15 protein-coding genes are annotated in these 15,695 nt (G+C 66.9%); 6 read left to right on the plus strand and 9 right to left on the minus strand.

Features of this window, described 5'->3' with window-relative positions:
• Positions 1 to 119: 119 nt before the first annotated feature.
• Positions 120 to 815 (minus strand): hypothetical protein, encoded by a 696-nt coding sequence (locus OG417_RS07915; protein WP_329251878.1) that lies wholly within the window; start codon positions 813 to 815, stop codon positions 120 to 122.
• Between the two features lie 591 nt (positions 816 to 1,406).
• On the opposite strand from OG417_RS07915, the gene OG417_RS07920 reads away from it, so the two are divergent.
• The gene (locus OG417_RS07920) at positions 1,407 to 2,639 is read left to right on the plus strand and encodes an IS256 family transposase (protein WP_329237621.1); all 1,233 of its coding nucleotides are present in this window, start codon (positions 1,407 to 1,409) and stop codon (positions 2,637 to 2,639) included.
• 38 nt (positions 2,640 to 2,677) lie between these two features.
• Here OG417_RS07920 and OG417_RS07925 read toward each other — a convergent pair whose 3' ends face one another.
• Entirely contained in the window at positions 2,678 to 3,169 is a 492-nt protein-coding gene (locus OG417_RS07925; protein WP_329251882.1) for a hypothetical protein, read from the minus strand.
• 89 nt (positions 3,170 to 3,258) lie between these two features.
• Between OG417_RS07925 and OG417_RS07930 the strand changes: the two genes are divergently transcribed.
• From OG417_RS07930 to OG417_RS07940, 3 genes are all read left to right on the plus strand, one after another.
• Entirely contained in the window at positions 3,259 to 4,203 is a 945-nt protein-coding gene (locus tag OG417_RS07930) for a hypothetical protein (RefSeq protein ID WP_329251885.1), read from the plus strand.
• Positions 4,204 to 4,643: 440 nt separating this feature from the next.
• Positions 4,644 to 6,032, plus strand: a complete 1,389-nt coding sequence (locus tag OG417_RS07935; RefSeq protein WP_329251889.1) for an MmgE/PrpD family protein — start codon at positions 4,644 to 4,646, stop codon at positions 6,030 to 6,032.
• A 26-nt stretch (positions 6,033 to 6,058) separates the two neighbouring features.
• Positions 6,059 to 6,715, plus strand: coding sequence for a TetR/AcrR family transcriptional regulator (locus OG417_RS07940; RefSeq protein WP_329251893.1), 657 nt, complete (start codon positions 6,059 to 6,061; stop codon positions 6,713 to 6,715).
• A gap of 334 nt (positions 6,716 to 7,049) precedes the next feature.
• Here OG417_RS07940 and OG417_RS07945 read toward each other — a convergent pair whose 3' ends face one another.
• Complete coding sequence (locus OG417_RS07945; RefSeq protein ID WP_329251896.1) at positions 7,050 to 7,301, minus strand: hypothetical protein; 252 nt, start codon at positions 7,299 to 7,301, stop codon at positions 7,050 to 7,052.
• Positions 7,302 to 8,434: 1,133 nt separating this feature from the next.
• On the opposite strand from OG417_RS07945, the gene OG417_RS07950 reads away from it, so the two are divergent.
• The gene (locus OG417_RS07950; protein WP_329251899.1) at positions 8,435 to 8,656 is read left to right on the plus strand and encodes a VOC family protein; all 222 of its coding nucleotides are present in this window, start codon (positions 8,435 to 8,437) and stop codon (positions 8,654 to 8,656) included.
• Positions 8,657 to 8,848: 192 nt separating this feature from the next.
• Here OG417_RS07950 and OG417_RS07955 read toward each other — a convergent pair whose 3' ends face one another.
• The 3 genes from OG417_RS07955 to OG417_RS07965 all read right to left on the minus strand — a co-directional run bounded on the left by OG417_RS07955 (position 8,849) and on the right by OG417_RS07965 (position 10,230).
• Positions 8,849 to 9,502, minus strand: coding sequence for a Clp protease N-terminal domain-containing protein (locus OG417_RS07955; RefSeq protein ID WP_329251902.1), 654 nt, complete (start codon positions 9,500 to 9,502; stop codon positions 8,849 to 8,851).
• 53 nt (positions 9,503 to 9,555) lie between these two features.
• Positions 9,556 to 9,774, minus strand: coding sequence for a helix-turn-helix domain-containing protein (locus OG417_RS07960; RefSeq protein ID WP_329251905.1), 219 nt, complete (start codon positions 9,772 to 9,774; stop codon positions 9,556 to 9,558).
• A gap of 87 nt (positions 9,775 to 9,861) precedes the next feature.
• Positions 9,862 to 10,230 (minus strand): hypothetical protein, encoded by a 369-nt coding sequence (locus OG417_RS07965; protein WP_329251908.1) that lies wholly within the window; start codon positions 10,228 to 10,230, stop codon positions 9,862 to 9,864.
• A gap of 567 nt (positions 10,231 to 10,797) precedes the next feature.
• Between OG417_RS07965 and OG417_RS07970 the strand changes: the two genes are divergently transcribed.
• On the plus strand, positions 10,798 to 11,631 hold the full coding sequence (locus OG417_RS07970) for a pentapeptide repeat-containing protein (RefSeq protein WP_329251911.1): 834 nt from the start codon (positions 10,798 to 10,800) through the stop codon (positions 11,629 to 11,631).
• A gap of 558 nt (positions 11,632 to 12,189) precedes the next feature.
• Here the strand turns inward: OG417_RS07970 and OG417_RS07975 are convergent.
• Genes OG417_RS07975 through OG417_RS07985 form a run of 3 tightly spaced genes read right to left on the minus strand, consistent with a single transcriptional unit; the run spans position 12,190 to position 15,475 of the window.
• Positions 12,190 to 13,755 (minus strand): DUF4153 domain-containing protein, encoded by a 1,566-nt coding sequence (locus tag OG417_RS07975; protein ID WP_329251914.1) that lies wholly within the window; start codon positions 13,753 to 13,755, stop codon positions 12,190 to 12,192.
• Positions 13,752 to 14,792: a HAMP domain-containing sensor histidine kinase gene (locus OG417_RS07980; protein ID WP_329251917.1), complete on the minus strand. Its 1,041-nt coding sequence runs from the start codon at positions 14,790 to 14,792 to the stop codon at positions 13,752 to 13,754. Before OG417_RS07980 ends, OG417_RS07975 begins: the two co-directional genes overlap by 4 nt.
• Positions 14,789 to 15,475, minus strand: a complete 687-nt coding sequence (locus OG417_RS07985; protein WP_329251920.1) for a response regulator transcription factor — start codon at positions 15,473 to 15,475, stop codon at positions 14,789 to 14,791. The genes OG417_RS07980 and OG417_RS07985 overlap by 4 nt, the downstream gene beginning before the upstream one ends.
• Between the last annotated feature and the right edge of the window lie 220 nt (positions 15,476 to 15,695).

The raw sequence follows: 15,695 nt of genomic DNA on the forward strand, positions 1-15,695 counted from the left end.
AGAGCCGGAGACCCGGCAGCATCCTCTTCTGTCGATGAGCGAGTGTCGATTCCGAAACTGGCGGAGTGGGCAGGCGGATGGATCGCGTTGTCTCGAACCGCTCCGCCACGCCTGACGCGCTATCGGGCAGTGAACGCCTGCGCGATTCGCTGGAGTTCGGGCAGCGGGTGGCGGGTCGGATGTCGTGGGCTGTGCGGTCCGAGGCAGACCGGCACCTCATGCACGGTGTCCCACTCGCACCGGCCCCAGAACCGTTCGCAGGCGCGTAGCAGTTCTGAGGCGATCTCCTGCTGCTGACGCCGAGCCCCGACGGCGGCCACGGCCGCCGTCACCAGGTCGGCGGCCAGAAGGTCGGCATCCCCCACTGCCGGCAGGAGCAGGAGGAGACGTTCGGCAGGCCCACGCTCTCCGTCAGGCTGGCCGGCCATCGCGATCAATTCCGCCCATGACAAGCCGGGCCCACGGAAATGCCCATCCAGTACGGCCAGCTCGGTCGGGGTGTCAGACCCGGCTGCCGTGAGCAGGTAATCCCAGCCGGAGTCATCCTCGAAGTTACGCCAGACCAGGAAGACGCGGCTGTCTCCAGCAGCATTGATCGACATCACCGGCCACCGTTCCGTGCGGTGCAACGTCTCCAGCATGGTTTCGACGTCGGCCGGGTCGACGTCGAAGGCCCCGGCGGCAGCGTGCGATCCGCCAACCGACCACAGGAACGCCGGCCACCATCGTGGATCGTCCATCCACTCGGACGCCGCAACCAGGACCGACTCGTCGACGGGAGGTTCGTAGCCGTCGAGGTAGCCACGCAGCATCATTTGATCATTCTCGCAGTACCGTTGACGAGTCCAGCCGCAGACATGCTTATATCCGCGAATACAGCTCGCGGGGCTTGCCATGGGCCGTTCGCCACTATGGCAGGTGGTCTCTGACTACCGATCATCCTCTTCTGCCGCAGACCGCGCGCTCGGTCCAGCCGTCGGTTTGGGCCGGCAGTCACCAGCTCTACTGGGTGAATCGTCCATCGAGACCTGAGAGCAGCGCTATGAGCTGGTCGTCTGTGTTCGAGTAAGCGGTCGTTAGATCCACTGGTGCCCCTTGGGGGGGACGACCCCCCAATCCCCCCGATGTGGGGGGCTCCGCCCCCCAGGGCCCCTCGCGGGTTGTTGTCGGAGGAGGGGCACATTCTTTGACGGCGGTGGTGTCGCTCAGGCGGTGGGGCCGGTTGAGGTCATAGCATCGGCCAAAGAGCGAGTACGACACTCGTGACCATAAGCATCAAGGTGACGTCCCAGCTTGTGGTGTAAGAGATCGGGCTCCTCGGCGTGGTGGCCACGCGCCAAGGAGCCACCGTGTGATGGTCGGCAAGACCCACGCCAATGGTTCTCGCGAAAGGGACACATCACACGATGGCTCTGGACCAGTCTGCCCTGCTGGAGGTCTTGGATGCGCTCAAAGGCGCTGATGTCGAAGACCGGATCCGTCAGGCGGCCACCACGATCTACCAGGCTCTGATCGAGGCGGAGCTGACCTCGGTGATCGGTGCTGCACCGCATGAGCGCACCGAGGCCAGAACCGGTTTGCGGAACGGGCACCGGCCCAAGACGATCACCACCACCGCGGGTGATCTGCAGTTGCAGATCCCCAAGCTGCGGGCCGGGTCGTTCTTCCCCTCCCTGCTGGAACGCCGCCGGCGGGTCGACCAGTCACTGTTCGCCGTGATCATGGAGGCCTACCTGCACGGCACCTCCACCCGCAAGGTCGATGACCTGGTCAAAGCGTTGGGTGCCGACACCGGCATCTCCAAATCCGAAGTGAGCAGGATCTGCGCCGAGCTCGACGTCGAGGTCGCGGCGTTCCGCGACCGGTCGTTGGCCGATCAGCCGTTCCGCTACGTGTTCTTGGACGCGACCTACTGCAAGGCCCGGGTCGACCATCGGGTGGTCTCCCAAGCCGTCGTGGTCGCGACCGGCGTGGCCGCCGACGGACGCCGCGAAGTCCTCGGCTTCGACGTCGGCGACAGCGAAGACGGCGCGTTTTGGACCGCGTTCCTGCGCACCTTGAAGACCCGCGGGCTGCACGGAGTGCAGCTGGTCATCAGCGACGCCCACGCCGGCCTCAAAACCGCGATCCAGGCCGTGCTGCTCGGCGCGGCCTGGCAACGCTGCCGGGTTCACTTCCTGCGCAACGTCTTGGCCCAGGTCCCCAAAGGCCACGCCGAGATGGTCGCCGCTGCGATCCGCACCATCTTCGCCCAGCCCGACCCTGATCACGTCCGTGAGCAACTCACCACCATCGCCGGCATGCTCGGCCGTCAGCTCCCCAAGGTCGAGACCATGCTCACCGAGGCGGCCGATGACGTGACCGCCTTCGCCGACTTCCCCCTCTCCCACTGGAAGAAGATCTGGTCCACCAACCCGCTGGAGCGAGTGAACAAAGAGATCAAACGCCGCACCGACGTCGTCGGTGTCTTCCCCAACCCCGCCGCCCTGCTCCGCCTGGCCGGCTCGGTGCTGGTCGAAACCCACGACGAATGGCAGGTCACCGACCGCCGCTACCTATCCGAAAGCTCCATGGCCCTGCTCGACCAGCCCGCAAAAGCCAGCAAGGAGGTGGAAACACCCGCACTGCTCACGGCATGATCAGCATTACTCGCTGACCCGCACACGGTGACGATCACTTACACCACCACGCGGGACGCCACCAGCATCAAGGCGGCAACCTCTAGCAGGAGGGCGAGGAACAGCGCTCGGGCACGTTTCCGGTTCGCTCTCCTCAGCTCGATCAGTAGCTGAGCTTGGATCTCGTAACCTGCCCGCGAGCTTTCCGGGTCAGTGATGTTCCAGTCGGCCTGTATAGCGACATCTGCCAGATCGTTGGCATCGACGACCGGGGTCCGAGTAGGGAGATTGACGAGCAGGCCGGCGGCGGATGCGGCAACGAGACTAATGAGGGCCATTACGAGTACGAGCATGACCGCTGGCTGGAGTGTGTAGGACTGGCTTCGTGTCGCGAGTGCGACGAATCCCAGAGTGATCGTAACCAGGGTCCCCGATGTCGTGATGACGGCGATACCGCGTTGCTCGAGCGATCCCTTCTTGGTCCGTTCGTCCCCGAGTTGATCGAGGAGGAGCGTTTGATGGCGACTCTGCGGGAGGTCGTTGTTCGTCATGCGCGTTCGAACCGGAGGGCTGGGTTGTTCCGCTTCGGGCGGGCAAAGGCGGAGATGGGCCAAGATGATCGCCGCCAATCCAGGAGACCATGCGAGTCGGCCGGCTGCAAGCCGAGCTGTTCGGCGGCGGCCGCTACCGCAGGGCCCAGTCGAAGTTCGCCGTATATTTCGTGCAGCTCGGTTTTCAGTTTCATCACCGTTTCTTGGCTGGCTCGCTCGCTCAATGCCGCTTGTCGGATGTCGTCTTCGCCCGGATCAACGAGCGCGAACCCCATCACCTCTGGACGCTGACCGGGATAGCCGCTGTTCAGCTTGGCCAGTGTTCGCCGCAGCCTTCTATTCAGCGACTGTCGCTGCCTTCTTGGCAGGCTGCCGAGCCTGCCGTGCAGCAGTTCCAACAGCCTCTGCGCACGGGCGTCCTCGTCAGGGACAAGTGGATTGTTGTCGCGCAGCCGGGAACCCATCCATCGGCACAGCTCGGACTCTTCGCGATCGCATCGACCGGCGGCTTCCGCCAGTTCCTGCGCGAGGCGGTTCCTGTGCTAGCGCCACTCGCGGTAGGCAGTCATGGCTTGGTGATGACCCTGTTCGCGACGCCAGGCCGTTGTCGCGGCAGCGAGTTCAGCTTCCTTCTGGCTGATTTGTGCCGCCACAGGCTCTATCGATGTCTTGATCAGCTTGAGAAGGCTGTACACAGTGATATGGCTCGCCAGTTCGACTGCGAAAGCCGCCTGCTCCTGCGGGCAGACGATCACGGCACACGGCACAAGAGACTCAGAGACTCCGAAGAATTCCTGCACCGACCACGTGATCGCCTGGCGCGCCACCCACACGTCCCGAACGCCGCCGCGGCATTGGCCGACGCCACCGGGCGAGCGCTGGGACGCGCCCGCGTCCATTTGGCTGAGCCGTCTCGGTGGTCGGCTTTATGCTTTTGTTCAGCGGCGTTACTCAAAGGCTTTGATGGCCTTTTGAGTGGCGCCGTTGTTTTGTTTTTAGCCGTTGCATCCGCACCTCTCGGCGGGTTGCCGTGATCAGCGCGAGTCCTCCCAGTGCGAACCGGGGATTCCACAGGATGAGGCTCCAGTGCATTTCCAGCGGCTCGGCGCCCCGCGTCCTCGAATGCCGGCACCTCCCGGATTTATCTTCAGGCCCGACCAGCGAACGGTCGGACGACGGGCGTTCCGCCGGCGACCAGGCCCCGGCATGCCCACCAACAATGCGGAAGCAGGGCAGCAGAGCCGCCTGCCTTTCGCGTCACAGCTCCCACGATCGGGCAGGAGTGTCGACCGGACAGGTCGCGGACCGCGGGCGCCGAAAGAGACCCCGGTAGGTCTCCGAGTGGGCGGCCGGCTGCACAGCGTGCGCACGACCGGACGAGCAAGTGATAGTCTCACTATCAATTGATAGTGAGACTATCGGCTAGTGGTTTGGTTGCCGTGCAACGGTGGCTCTGACGGCGGAGAGAGTTCTTATGATCGACACCGGCACCGGTTCCGGGCACACCTCGACCACCGTCGCCGAGCGGATCGCAGATTGGGTGACCGCCCTGCGGTTCGATGATCTGCCTGCGGAGGTGGTCGAGCGTACGAAACTGGTGATCTTGGACCAGCTCGGCGTGCAGTTGCTCGGCGCGAGCCTGCCGAACGTGCAGCCGGTGCTGCGGCTGGCCGAGGGTCAGGGCGGCATGCCGGAGGCGACTTTGGCGCACTCCGGTGCGCTGACGACGGTCTCGCGGGCCGCGTGGGTGAACGGCACGCTCGGCCATAGCTGCGAGTACGACGACGCCCACGCGTTGGGCTGGCACACGGCGTCGGCGGTCGTTCCCGCCGCGCTCGCGCTCGCCGAACGCGACGGCGCGTCCGGGAGTGAGGTGATCGCCGCCGTCGCGGCCGGGATCCAGGTGATGGCGCTGCTCGGCGCGGTGACCGCAGGAATGGTCACCACCGGTTGGCACGGTTCCAAGGTGCTCGGTGTCTTCGGTGCCGCCGCGGCAGCCGGGGTGGTGCTCAAGCTGAGCGCGCCCGAGATCGTCAACGCGTTCGGGATCGCCGCCAGCGATGCCGGCGGGACCATGGAGTACGACCAGAGCGGCGGGGAGGTCAAGCGCCTGCACGCCGGGTCGGCGTCGCGGTCGGGGCTGGAGGCCGCCGAGCTGGCGCGGCTCGGGCTTACCGGACCGCCGACCATTTTCGAAGGTCACCGTGGGATCTTCCGGCTCTTCGGCGGTACTACGTCCGTCGCGGCGCTGGACGCAGCGTGGGACCGCTGGCACGTGCTCGACACGATTTTCCGGTTTTACCCGGCCGTGGGCACCGTGCACGCCCCACTGGATGCCGTAAGGCACCTGCGCGAGACGCACGACATCAAGCCTGCCGACATCGAGAAGATTCGCGTCGGGCTCGTCGACTTCGCCGTCGGCCACGGCGCCGCGATCACCCGGCCCACCGACGCGATCTCCGCGCAGTTCAGCCTCGCGTTCGGTACCGGCCTGCAGTTCGTCACCGGCCACAACGACCCCGCCGACTACCTCGATGCGGCCCGCTGGGCCGACCCGGAGATTCTCGCGGTCGGGGACCTGGTGGAGCCCTACGCGATGCCGATCCCCGACGGTGACCCTGCTTTCAGCGCCAAGGTCGACATCATCCTGCGTGACGGCACCGCGCTCAGCCACTACCAAGCGGGCTTCCGAGGCCACCCCAGCCACCCGGCCACCGCAGCCGACATCGAAAGCAAGTTTCGCGAGAACACCCGCGGGCTGATCACCGGTGAGCACGCCGACGCGCTGGTGGCCGCGGTGGAAACCCTGGAAACCTGCGACACCGTACGCTCGGTGACCACCCTCTTGGGCATCAACCACTGATCCAGGTCGCTGGAAAGGAGAGTCCATTGCCTCGTTCACCGACGCCGCCGGCAGGCTCGCAGCAGCCGGCCGGCGAGGGACTGCGCCGCGACGCCGCCGAGAACCGTGCCCGATTGCTGGCCGCGGCCGAACGTGTCTTCGCCGAACGAGGGACAAGCGTCAGTCTCGAGGACATCGCCCGCGCCGCCGGAGTGGGCCCGGCCACCCTCTACCGGCGTTTTGGCAACAAAGACGCCCTCGTCCGCGAGGTCCTGTCCGCGTTCTTCACCCGTCTGATCGACCTCGCCCACCAGGCCTACGCCGAACCGGCGGCGACCTGCCTGGACGTCTACCTCCACACCGTCGGCTGGGGGTTGGCCGCCAACCGCGGCTTCATGCACGGAATGTGGGGCGATCTCGCGCCCGCACCGCTCGTTGGGGAACTGGAGGAGTTGACCACGCGGCTGCTGGCCAAGGCCCAGGAGGGTGGTGTCAGCGGCGAGGTGACGGTCGGCGACATCGCGGCCGCGGTCTGGGCCTTGCGTGGCATCATCTCCACCAGCGGTGAGATCGCCTCGGACGCCTGGCGTCGGCACGTCACCTACCTGCTCGCCGGTTTCCGGACTCCGGTTGACCACGCCGCGACCACCCTGACCTCCCAGCAGATCGCCGCGGCCGCGGCCGCAGACCGACCTGCCCCGTGACGTCACAAGGCGTCCATCGGTGATGTGATTCGACGCGCTCATCTGTGCACACCGATAACCGGCCCGAGTAGTTGAGCAGCAGCCAGGCTGATTGAGTTCTCACATGGTGGGATCGAGGGTGACGAGTGGGCGGGTGAAGATCATTTTGCCGTATGGACTGGATTTCGGCCCACCAAGCGGGGTCGGCGCCCAGGTGCGCACCAGTGAGGGGCGAGGCCGCGCGGCCTCGCCCCTCACTCATGCGGCCGAGACGGGTTCGTGGCCGAGGGCCAATCCGCCTGGACCGGGAACCTTTATTACGTGCGTGACCCGTTCACAGCGCTCGATGCCTGAGCTATTTGATCCAGAGTTGTACAGTAAAAGCCTGGTCATAGCAGTAGTATTGCCAGCCCTCGCGCTCGTATTGCTGGCCCGCATCCACACACTCGAAACGGCTCGTATAGTTATCGACCAGTATCCACGGTGGACCCGGCACGAATTCCGAGGAGCCGCCGATCTGCGGGGCGGCCGCCTGGGCGGTCGTACTCAGTCCGCTGACCGCCAGGATGGCGAGCCCGGCACTCACGGCTGCTTTGCGTAGTCGCATCTGCGTCTTCCTTCTCGAGGGATGTTGGACTCGGATCGCGTCAGTCGTTCCACCCAATCGCCCGTGCTCACTCAATCCGCTGGAGAGCGGTTCAGCGGATCAGTCCAGTGATCGGTTAGTAAGGCGATCCGGCGGAGCGATCTTGCCGCCAAGAACGAGTAATGACTATATAAGATTCCGCGTACAAGAGTTATCGGCGACTCTATGGTTCGTCTCCATAGATGCGACCGCTCGCTACTCATCCCGCTGGGGGCACTAGCGGACAACAGGGAGCCCGGCCGTGCGGTGTCACGGAAACGGTCGGCTGCCTGCGGTGGTACGCCGTTCAGCGGCTGCGGGGGCGTGCCTTTCGCGCCGGACAGGTGTTCCCAGGGGCTGGACTCGTACGCCCGGAAACCGGCAGCCACAGCAACGACGTGACGGTGAAGAGCTTCCCTACGATAATCGGCGCGATGCCCGCCAAGCTGACCTGCGAAGATATCCTTGAGGGCGGTAAAGTGCTGGGCAACACGTACCCGAACGGTGAGGACTTCTTCCTGCAGAGCTGCAAGCAGGTGCCGCGGAAGTAGTGCCGGTACCCGGCGGCCGTGCCAGACGGACCCGCGACGTACCTGAGCCCTAGGCGCAGCAGCCCAGTGTGGCGATACCGACGAACATGAGCTCGTCGAAGGTCCTGTTCACCGGGAGCGGCGGGCCATCATGGGGACAGAATCGGGTCGTTCCTCGTGACCACCGGGTGCCTCACGGCGCTGGTTCTTGATAGGCAAGCGAGTCGAGCATCGATCGTAGCGCTGTGACCTGGTCGTTTGTGTTCACGAGTAAGCGGTAGTTAGGTCCACTGCGGACCTGGGACCGGTGTGGTCGGCGACTTTGTCGCCTTTCCCGCTGGTCCTTCGTCGTTTCTGCCCAGGTGGGCGACCCCCTGGAACCTCTGATGTGAGGGGCTCCCCCTCACAGCCCCTGCGGGGCTGGGGTCGGAGGGAAGGCAGGCATCAGCGGCGTTGCCTGGATTGTTCAGAGGAGCGATGGAGGGGGGCGCCGTTGTTGTTTCCCCGGCGGGTGATTTCGCGACCCGGTGGATCCGCATGGTGGGACCGCGGGCCCACCTCGGCCGCTAGCATCCTCTTCTGCCGATGAGCGGACGCCAAGACGATGACGGCGAAGAGCCCGTCTTTATGGTGGACGTCAGGGTTCGACGTTCGCATGTGTTGATCCCTCAGGCTGGTCCGCGGCTGTTCTTCCAGCGCGTTCCCGAGGGCAAGGTGGTCAAGAATCGGGTGCATCTTTGCGTGCGGGTCGGCACGGGGCGCGTGGGTGAAGAGCGACTGGCCGCGCTTGAGGCCGAATGCGCCTGACTGGTCGCGCAGGGCGCGGTGCGCGCGCGACCGCTGCTTGCCGATGGCTTCAACGAGTCGTGTCTCGTGGTGCAGGACATCGAGGGCAGCGAGTTCTGTCTCGACTGAGCTGACCGCGTGCCGGACGCTGATCTCCAGTGGAAAAGCGCTCCGGCCGATAAGCGATCGTCCCAGCGCCCCACTCGCGTGGTGTCAGCCGGCGATGAGTGTGGCGATCGCGCCGCCGGAGGTGACGGTGCGGCCTGTCGTGTGCTGATAGCGCCGGACCAGGCCATGATGGCGCGATTGCCGACCGAGCCGGCGTTCGGCGCGCAGCAGCAGGTTGCGTTTCGGCGGGGGAAAGGCGTCCGCGAGGTCGGTGAGGAGCGCCGGGGTATCGACGCCTACGGCGGCGAGTACCCATGCCGCGCCGGGATCGAGCGCGATGAGGGTGAGTGCGAGATGTTCCGGCCGGTGTTGGCGATCTCGGCGTGCGAGGGCGAGCCGGAGTGATGCTTCGTAGGCCGCCTGAGCGTCAAGACCGAGCGGCGGAGTCACGCGGGAGCACCGCCGGCGCGCCCTGGCCGCGGCGAGAGGTAGCAGCGGTTCGCGTGCGACCGGCAGATCCAGAACCGCTGGACTCAGACGTGACAGGAAGCGGTCGGCGTCGACGCCGAGCCGGGTCAAGATGTCGCGGTCGGCGGCGGCGCCGGCGCCCAGGGGCGCTGCCTGGTGCGCCGCGTCGAGGACGGCCGCCTCGGTCGCGCCGTGCCGACCGAGTGCGGCGCTGACGGTGCCATTCGCCGCGCTCAGGGCGAGCAGCAAATGCTCACTGCCGGTACGGGGATGGCCGAGGTCGCGAGCCATGGCCAGGCCACGGCCCAATGTACGGCGCAGGTCGGGATGATCACCTTGGAACATCAGAACTCCTCGTGGCGGCGGTGCTTGCGGTGCACGGTCTGTTTGGTGACGCCCAGCCGGGCGGCGATGTCCTGCCAGGACCAGCCGGCTCGGCGCGCGGCCACGACCTGCTCGGTCTCCAGCTGTTCCACGAGGCGGCGAAGACGGGCCACCGCCTGCAGTGCGACATCGGGGTCGCTGCCGTGTGCGGCGCGGTCAAGTTCGGCGATCGTCGACATGGCGTCAGCATATGCTGACGTCGTTGGGTTCCGTCAACATATGCTGACGCAGAACATCGCGACGCACGCTCTTGCCGCACAGCGGCGTCAGTCGGTCCAGTCCAGTCGATGGTCCGGCACGCCGACTGTCCTGCCGTAATCAGCGGCGGTGGCCCTGCCGCTCTGGTCGCATCGGCGATAGCGGAAGATCTTGTCGGCGAACACGACCATGTGGACGTCGCCGACGGTGAAGTCGGTGTACCAGCCGCCGTCGTCGAGCAGTGTGTCCGCCGGCGATTGTGCGAGCGGGTCGGCTAGGTCGTCGGCTCGAAGCCCAGGAACGGCCAGACGGACGGCTTGGGCGGCCGAAACCGAGGCTGACACATCGCGACGAGTCGGTCGCGTCACTCGCAGACCCGCGACATCCAGGGCGGCGCCGATTCGCAGGCTTTCCGCCAGCAGGGTTCCCTTCGGCATGCGCCGAGTCTGCCCGCGCCCTGTGACGCCCCGGCGTGCGCGGACTCCCATCGAGATACCCGGGGCCTTTCTGGCGAACGCCGTACTCTCATGCAGCAGACCGCGCGCCCGGTCCAGCCGTCAAGTTTGGAGCGGCTGTCACCGACTTTCGTCCGCGAATCGCCTATCGAGTCCTGAGAGCAGCGCTGCGACCTGGTCGTTTGTGTTTGAGTAAGCGACAGTTAGGTCCACTGGTGCCCCTTGGGGGACGACCCCCCAATCCCCCGATGTGAGGGGCTCCGCCCCCCACAGCCCCCCGCGGGTTGTTGTCGGAGGAGGGCCACATTCGTTTGACGACGTTGTTGTCCACGGCTCTTGAGGGCGGTGGGGAGCAGCGCCGTTATTGTGTTTCTGTAGTTCGTGGTCGGCGTTGCCTCGGTGAGGCAGCCGTCGCGGTGTGGTGCGGCTCCTGCGCACTAGAAGAGCTATTGAAAGCGCTGGCCCACGAGCCATGCGCCGCGAGTCGCGGTACGGTTCTGACCGGCAGGTGGTTTTGGGGGGCGGCGTGGCGTGAGCGGAGCGTTCCGAATGGACGCGGCTCAGATGGGTCTGCGCCGGTACTGGCTGGCCCGGGGCGAGTTGAACGGTGGGTGCTTCGAGGCGCCGGACGGTGACCTCGATGTCAGCTTCACTCGTGCCCGGATGGTCGACGTCGACTTCTCCGGGCTGAGGCTTTTCCGCTTTGCGGCGCACGACTCCGTGTTCGAGCGCTGCGACTTTTCCCGGGCCGTGTTCGACAACGTCAGCTTCGGCGCCACTGCCGCGGATGGGCGGTGGGACCAACTGACCTGGCCGATGACAGTGTACCGAGAGTGCGTCTTCGCTCGCACTCGGATACCCCCGCAGGCCTTTTTTGGCAACGTCCGATTCGAGCGCTGCATATTTGACGGCGCCCGCCTGCGCGACTTGATCCATACAAATACGGCACAGTTCGTCGAGTGCAGGTTCCGCGGCAAGATTCAACACGCGAACTTCTGGGGTACACCCACAAAACACACGTCGGCGCTCGGCCGAGACCGCAACGCCTTCACCGGTAACGACTTCACGGGCGCGAACTTGATCGATGTTGGGTTCAGACACATCGACCTGCACGCCCAAAGATTTCCCGGCCTACCCGACTACGCTGTCCTGGACCGCATTGATCAGCGTGTAGAGGGCGCGCTGGCCGCCATGGCTGATTGGCCGGACGCCGAGATCAGGACTAAGGCGGCACGGTCTCTGCGGTTCCAGGCCGACTGGGCGATCACGTACAACAACGGGCACGCCGTGGTGTCTCGGAACTGGGTCGATCGGCGGCTGCCACCCGATGTCCGAGATCAGATCTTCTGGATGCTCGTCGACGACGGCGAAGAGCAGCAGTAGATGTCCGGACCGTTCGACCTTGCCGACCTTGCCAGGTCCCGTAGCCGGACATGCCAGAGGGCTACCTACCCGTCCATAAGCTCATCCTCGGCCAACCGCTCGCCGGAAACGCCGGCCAACGCCAAGGCGACCTGCGGCCGCATCCGCGTGAGCCACGGCCCGTCAGCATCGGCGGAGACCACGGTGTCGTCACCGCAATCGCTGGGATATCGACCGGTCAACTCCGCGACCCGACCGGTATCCACTTCCACCGGTCGACGGGCGGCCAAGATTCGACCGCAGGGCCGCGACCTGTTCGAGTAAGCGGTAGTTAGGTCCACGCGACTCCGGTGACCTGTGCCCTTGCGGGCCGGGTCGTCGCTTCATGTTGGCCCAGGGGGCGGCCCCCTGGAACCCCCGATGTGAGGGGCTCCGCCCCCACGGGTTGTTGTCGGAGGAGGGCCACATCCGTTCGACGGCGTTGTTCGTTCACGGCTCGTGAGAGCGGTGGGGAGCAGCGCCGTTCGTTGTTTCTGCCCGATTGTGGCGGCAGCGCTAGCTGGCGGGCCGGTCGGCTGGTCAGCACGTGAGTGACCGCTGGATCGGGTGGCGCCGGAGCAGGGCGCGGGCCTGTGCACGGGACAGGTTGAGGCCGGTCCATGAGTCGCCGTGCTGAAGGGCGTCAGCGAGGTGGTGCAAGGCGCAGGAGCGCTGTGGTTCGGGCAGGCGGTCAAGGGCGGGGGCCGCGTCGGCGGACAGGCCGGACAGGTAGGCGAGGTCGGCTCTGCCGGTGTGTCGGAAATGGTGTACGTCGCGGGCGGCGATGAAACCATCCGGGTTGAGCAGGCCCAGGGCCAGCAGGCCGACGGCACCGCTCGTAGCGATCGCACGGGGCAGCCAGGCCGCCCTGAGGTAGATGCCGGCGATGGCGATGAGCACGATGACCAGGCCCATCCAGAGCTCGAAGGCGTGCACCCACAGTCGCAGCCTGGTCCAGCCGTACGCCTCCTCGTAGAGGTACAGCCGGCGCAGTGCCACCGCGACGATCACCAAAGTCAGCATGCACAGCAGGCCGAGGACTGTGCGGACGGTGGTGCGGTCCGCCCGGTTCTTCATCGGGGCGTATCTGACGGCGACGGCCACGACCATCAGGACCAGGCCGGTGACGATCAGAAGCTGCCAAAAGCCCTGCCTCGCGTACTCCGCGTACGACAGGCCGGTGGAGCGCAGCAGGCGGTCCTTGTCGGGGGCCAGCAGCACGTCGGCCTGGACCGCGACGAAGCCGAGAAACAGCAGGTCGAGCGCGGCGATCGGGAGGACCCAGGGAGCACGGCCTACATGGGAGGCCGCGGGCAGCCGGTTGAACCGTGGCGGGGCGACGGCGAGGAATGCTCCGGTCAGGACGACGGCGGTGATACAGCCGAAGATGAGGACGCGCAGGAGCAGCGGCCCCACCGAAAGATTGGGAATCAGCCCGCTGATGGCCCGGCTGAACGCGACGTCCGCAGTCGCGAACAGCGAGCCGAACACCCCGAGCAGCGTGCCGGCGATGAGGATGGAGCGGACCATTCGCCGGGTCGGCCGCCTCCCGGCTCCCGCGAGCCCGGCCAGGCCGCGACCCGCCCAGGGCACCGAGTGCGGGGCGGCCAGCAGGAGTGCGAACCCCCCGCCGAGCAGATCGATCCAGGAGCGACCGCCGGTAAGGGCGTACGAGCCGAGCGGCACGGCCAGCGCGATCGCCAGGGCGGTCACCCAGCCGGCATCCACCAGAGCGGGCAGCGCCAGCAGCGCGACCGCGAGCGCGCCGAACACCAGCGACGTGCGGCTACGGCGAGCTACCGGGAACAGCGTGGCCAGCGTGGCCACCCCTACGATCAGCACGTTCAGGCCCGGTCGTCCGGGGAAGCACATCGCGGCCAGCGTCCCCGCCACCGCAGCCCCGGCCGCCGTCGCCGGAGAGACCGGCCGTGGTGCCTTGGGCCACTCCACCAGCAGTGGCCGGTTTCGCGGTGCCCGGGCCATCGCGGCCGGATCGGACCAGGCCACCTTGGACGGAACCGGGCCGGCGTGGGCAGGGTCGGGCTGTTTCCACGGGGGCGACGCGGAGGAGGAACCTGGCCCGGGGGACTGCGGGAGATCGGTCATGACGGTCCTCCGGGAGGTTGCGGAAGTACGACGCGGATGAAGCAGCCGGTCGGGGAGTCGGCCACGGCGATCTGTCCGCCGTGCAGGTCCACCGCCCAGCGGGCGATGGCGAGTCCCAGGCCGGTTCCGCCCCCAGGGGAACCGACCTGCGAGGCGGAGCCTCGGGAGAAGCGTTCGAAGACCTGTCCCCGTTCTTCGGCCGGGATACCGGGGCCCTCGTCCCGTACGTGGAGGAGAAGCGTGTCGGCCTGCGGCTTGGCGGTCACCGTGACCGCGCCACCGGGCGGGCTGTGCCGGGCCGCGTTGTCGAGCAGGTTGGCGACGACCTGGTGCAGGCGGTCGCGGTCCGCGCGGACGGTGAGACCGGATTCGGCCCGTACCGTGAAGACCGGATCGGGATGGGCGACCTTGGCATCCGCGACGGCGGCCTCGAGGAACGGGCCGATCTCGAAGCACGCCAGGTCCAGAGAGACCGCGCCGGCCTCGACACGGGACAGGTCCAGTAGCTGGGTGACCAGACGGCCAAGGCGTTCGGTCTGCGCCAGGGCTCCTTCGATCACCTCCGAGGTGGCAGGGGTGATGCCGTCCGCGACGTTCTCCAGGACCGCCCGCAGGGCGGTGATGGGAGTGCGAAGCTCATGGGACACGTTCGCGACGAATTCCCGGCGATGTTGTTCCACCTCGGCGAGATCGGCGGCCATCCGGTTGAAGGCCCGGCCCAGCTCGCCGACCTCGTCCCGAGAGGTCGCCCGCACCCGGCGGCGGTAGTCGCCACGCGCCATCGCCCGGGCCGCGGCCGTCATCTCGCGCAACGGCGAGGTCATACCGTGTGCCAGTATCTGGGTCACCAAGACGGAGATCAGCAGCGCGACGGGCAGCGTGATTCGGCCCCGGAACCCCAGGCCGTACCCCCACACCATCATCAGCCCACCGACGCAGGCGTTGCAGACGGCCAGAAGGCCGAGCTTGATCTTGATGGACCGCATCGGGTCCAGGGGCCGGGGCAACGCCGTCCACAACCGCCGGAGGAGATTCATGGAGTGGTCTCCAAGGCGTAGCCGACGCTGTGGACGGTACGGATGAGGTCCGCGCCGAGTTTGCGGCGCAGCGCCTTGATGTGGCTGTCGACCACCCGGGTGCCGGAGCCGTCGGCCCAGTCCCACACCTGTTCGAGCAGGACCGCCCGGGTCAGCACGGTCCCCGGTGTACGGGCCAGGCTGTCGAGCAGTGCGTACTCGGTGGGCGTGAGGTGCACGGGGACCCCGTCCACCGCGACCTTGCGGGCGGCCCGGTCGATCTCCAGCGGACCGAGCCGTACGACATCCCGGACGGGCGCCGCCGCCGCCAGCGCGGCGGCGTGTTCCACCCGGCGCAGCAGCGTCCGGACCCGAGCCGTCAACTCGCGCATGCTGAAGGGCTTGGTCAGATAATCGTCGGCTCCCACCGCCAGCCCGACGAGCAGATCGGTCTCATCATCCCGCGCGGTCAGCATCAGGACCGGGACCGGCCGTTCGGCCTGGATGCGACGGCAGACTTCTAGCCCGTCCAAGCCCGGCAGCATGAGATCGAGGAGCACCAGATCGGGGCCATACGCCCGAAACTCCCCGACCGCGGCCGGGCCGTCGGCCACCACCCGCACCTCAAAGCCTTCGGCGCCCAGGCGGGCGGCGACCGCCTGGGCGATCGTGGGCTCGTCCTCGACCACAAGGATCCGTTGCATGACCGCGACACTAGAAGCCCGTCGCGGAGATCACGCGGACGATCTGTGGGGATTCTGTGAAGATTGCGCCCGTCGCCGCTGCGCAAATGAACGATGTGGAAGTCATCCTCACGCGCCGTGGGCCTACATCGCACCGAGCCGATGCTCCAAGCCCGGCAGGTGTGTCGCGCCCTCATGGCGCCTGGCCCACCAGCCCCGTGCCCGAGCAGCGCCGGCGACT

Source organism: Actinoallomurus sp. NBC_01490 (assembly GCF_036227085.1).
GTDB classification, from domain to species: Bacteria; Actinomycetota; Actinomycetes; order Streptosporangiales; family Streptosporangiaceae; genus Actinoallomurus; species Actinoallomurus oryzae.

Bases quoted from the DNA above. Each gene is read 5' to 3' on its own strand.
- OG417_RS07915 (WP_329251878.1), bottom strand. From the start codon at position 815: ATGATGCTGCGTGGCTACCTCGACGGCTACGAACCTCCCGTCGACGAG.
- OG417_RS07920 (WP_329237621.1), top strand. From the start codon at position 1,407: ATGGCTCTGGACCAGTCTGCCCTGCTGGAGGTCTTGGATGCGCTCAAA.
- OG417_RS07925 (WP_329251882.1), bottom strand. From the start codon at position 3,169: ATGACGAACAACGACCTCCCGCAGAGTCGCCATCAAACGCTCCTCCTC.
- OG417_RS07930 (WP_329251885.1), top strand. From the start codon at position 3,259: ATGCGAGTCGGCCGGCTGCAAGCCGAGCTGTTCGGCGGCGGCCGCTAC.
- OG417_RS07935 (WP_329251889.1), top strand. From the start codon at position 4,644: ATGATCGACACCGGCACCGGTTCCGGGCACACCTCGACCACCGTCGCC.
- OG417_RS07945 (WP_329251896.1), bottom strand. From the start codon at position 7,301: ATGCGACTACGCAAAGCAGCCGTGAGTGCCGGGCTCGCCATCCTGGCG.
- OG417_RS07950 (WP_329251899.1), top strand. From the start codon at position 8,435: ATGAGCGGACGCCAAGACGATGACGGCGAAGAGCCCGTCTTTATGGTG.
- OG417_RS07955 (WP_329251902.1), bottom strand. From the start codon at position 9,502: ATGGCTCGCGACCTCGGCCATCCCCGTACCGGCAGTGAGCATTTGCTG.
- OG417_RS07960 (WP_329251905.1), bottom strand. From the start codon at position 9,774: ATGTCGACGATCGCCGAACTTGACCGCGCCGCACACGGCAGCGACCCC.
- OG417_RS07965 (WP_329251908.1), bottom strand. From the start codon at position 10,230: ATGCCGAAGGGAACCCTGCTGGCGGAAAGCCTGCGAATCGGCGCCGCC.
- OG417_RS07970 (WP_329251911.1), top strand. From the start codon at position 10,798: ATGGACGCGGCTCAGATGGGTCTGCGCCGGTACTGGCTGGCCCGGGGC.
- OG417_RS07975 (WP_329251914.1), bottom strand. From the start codon at position 13,755: ATGACCGATCTCCCGCAGTCCCCCGGGCCAGGTTCCTCCTCCGCGTCG.
- OG417_RS07980 (WP_329251917.1), bottom strand. From the start codon at position 14,792: ATGAATCTCCTCCGGCGGTTGTGGACGGCGTTGCCCCGGCCCCTGGAC.
- OG417_RS07985 (WP_329251920.1), bottom strand. From the start codon at position 15,475: ATGCAACGGATCCTTGTGGTCGAGGACGAGCCCACGATCGCCCAGGCG.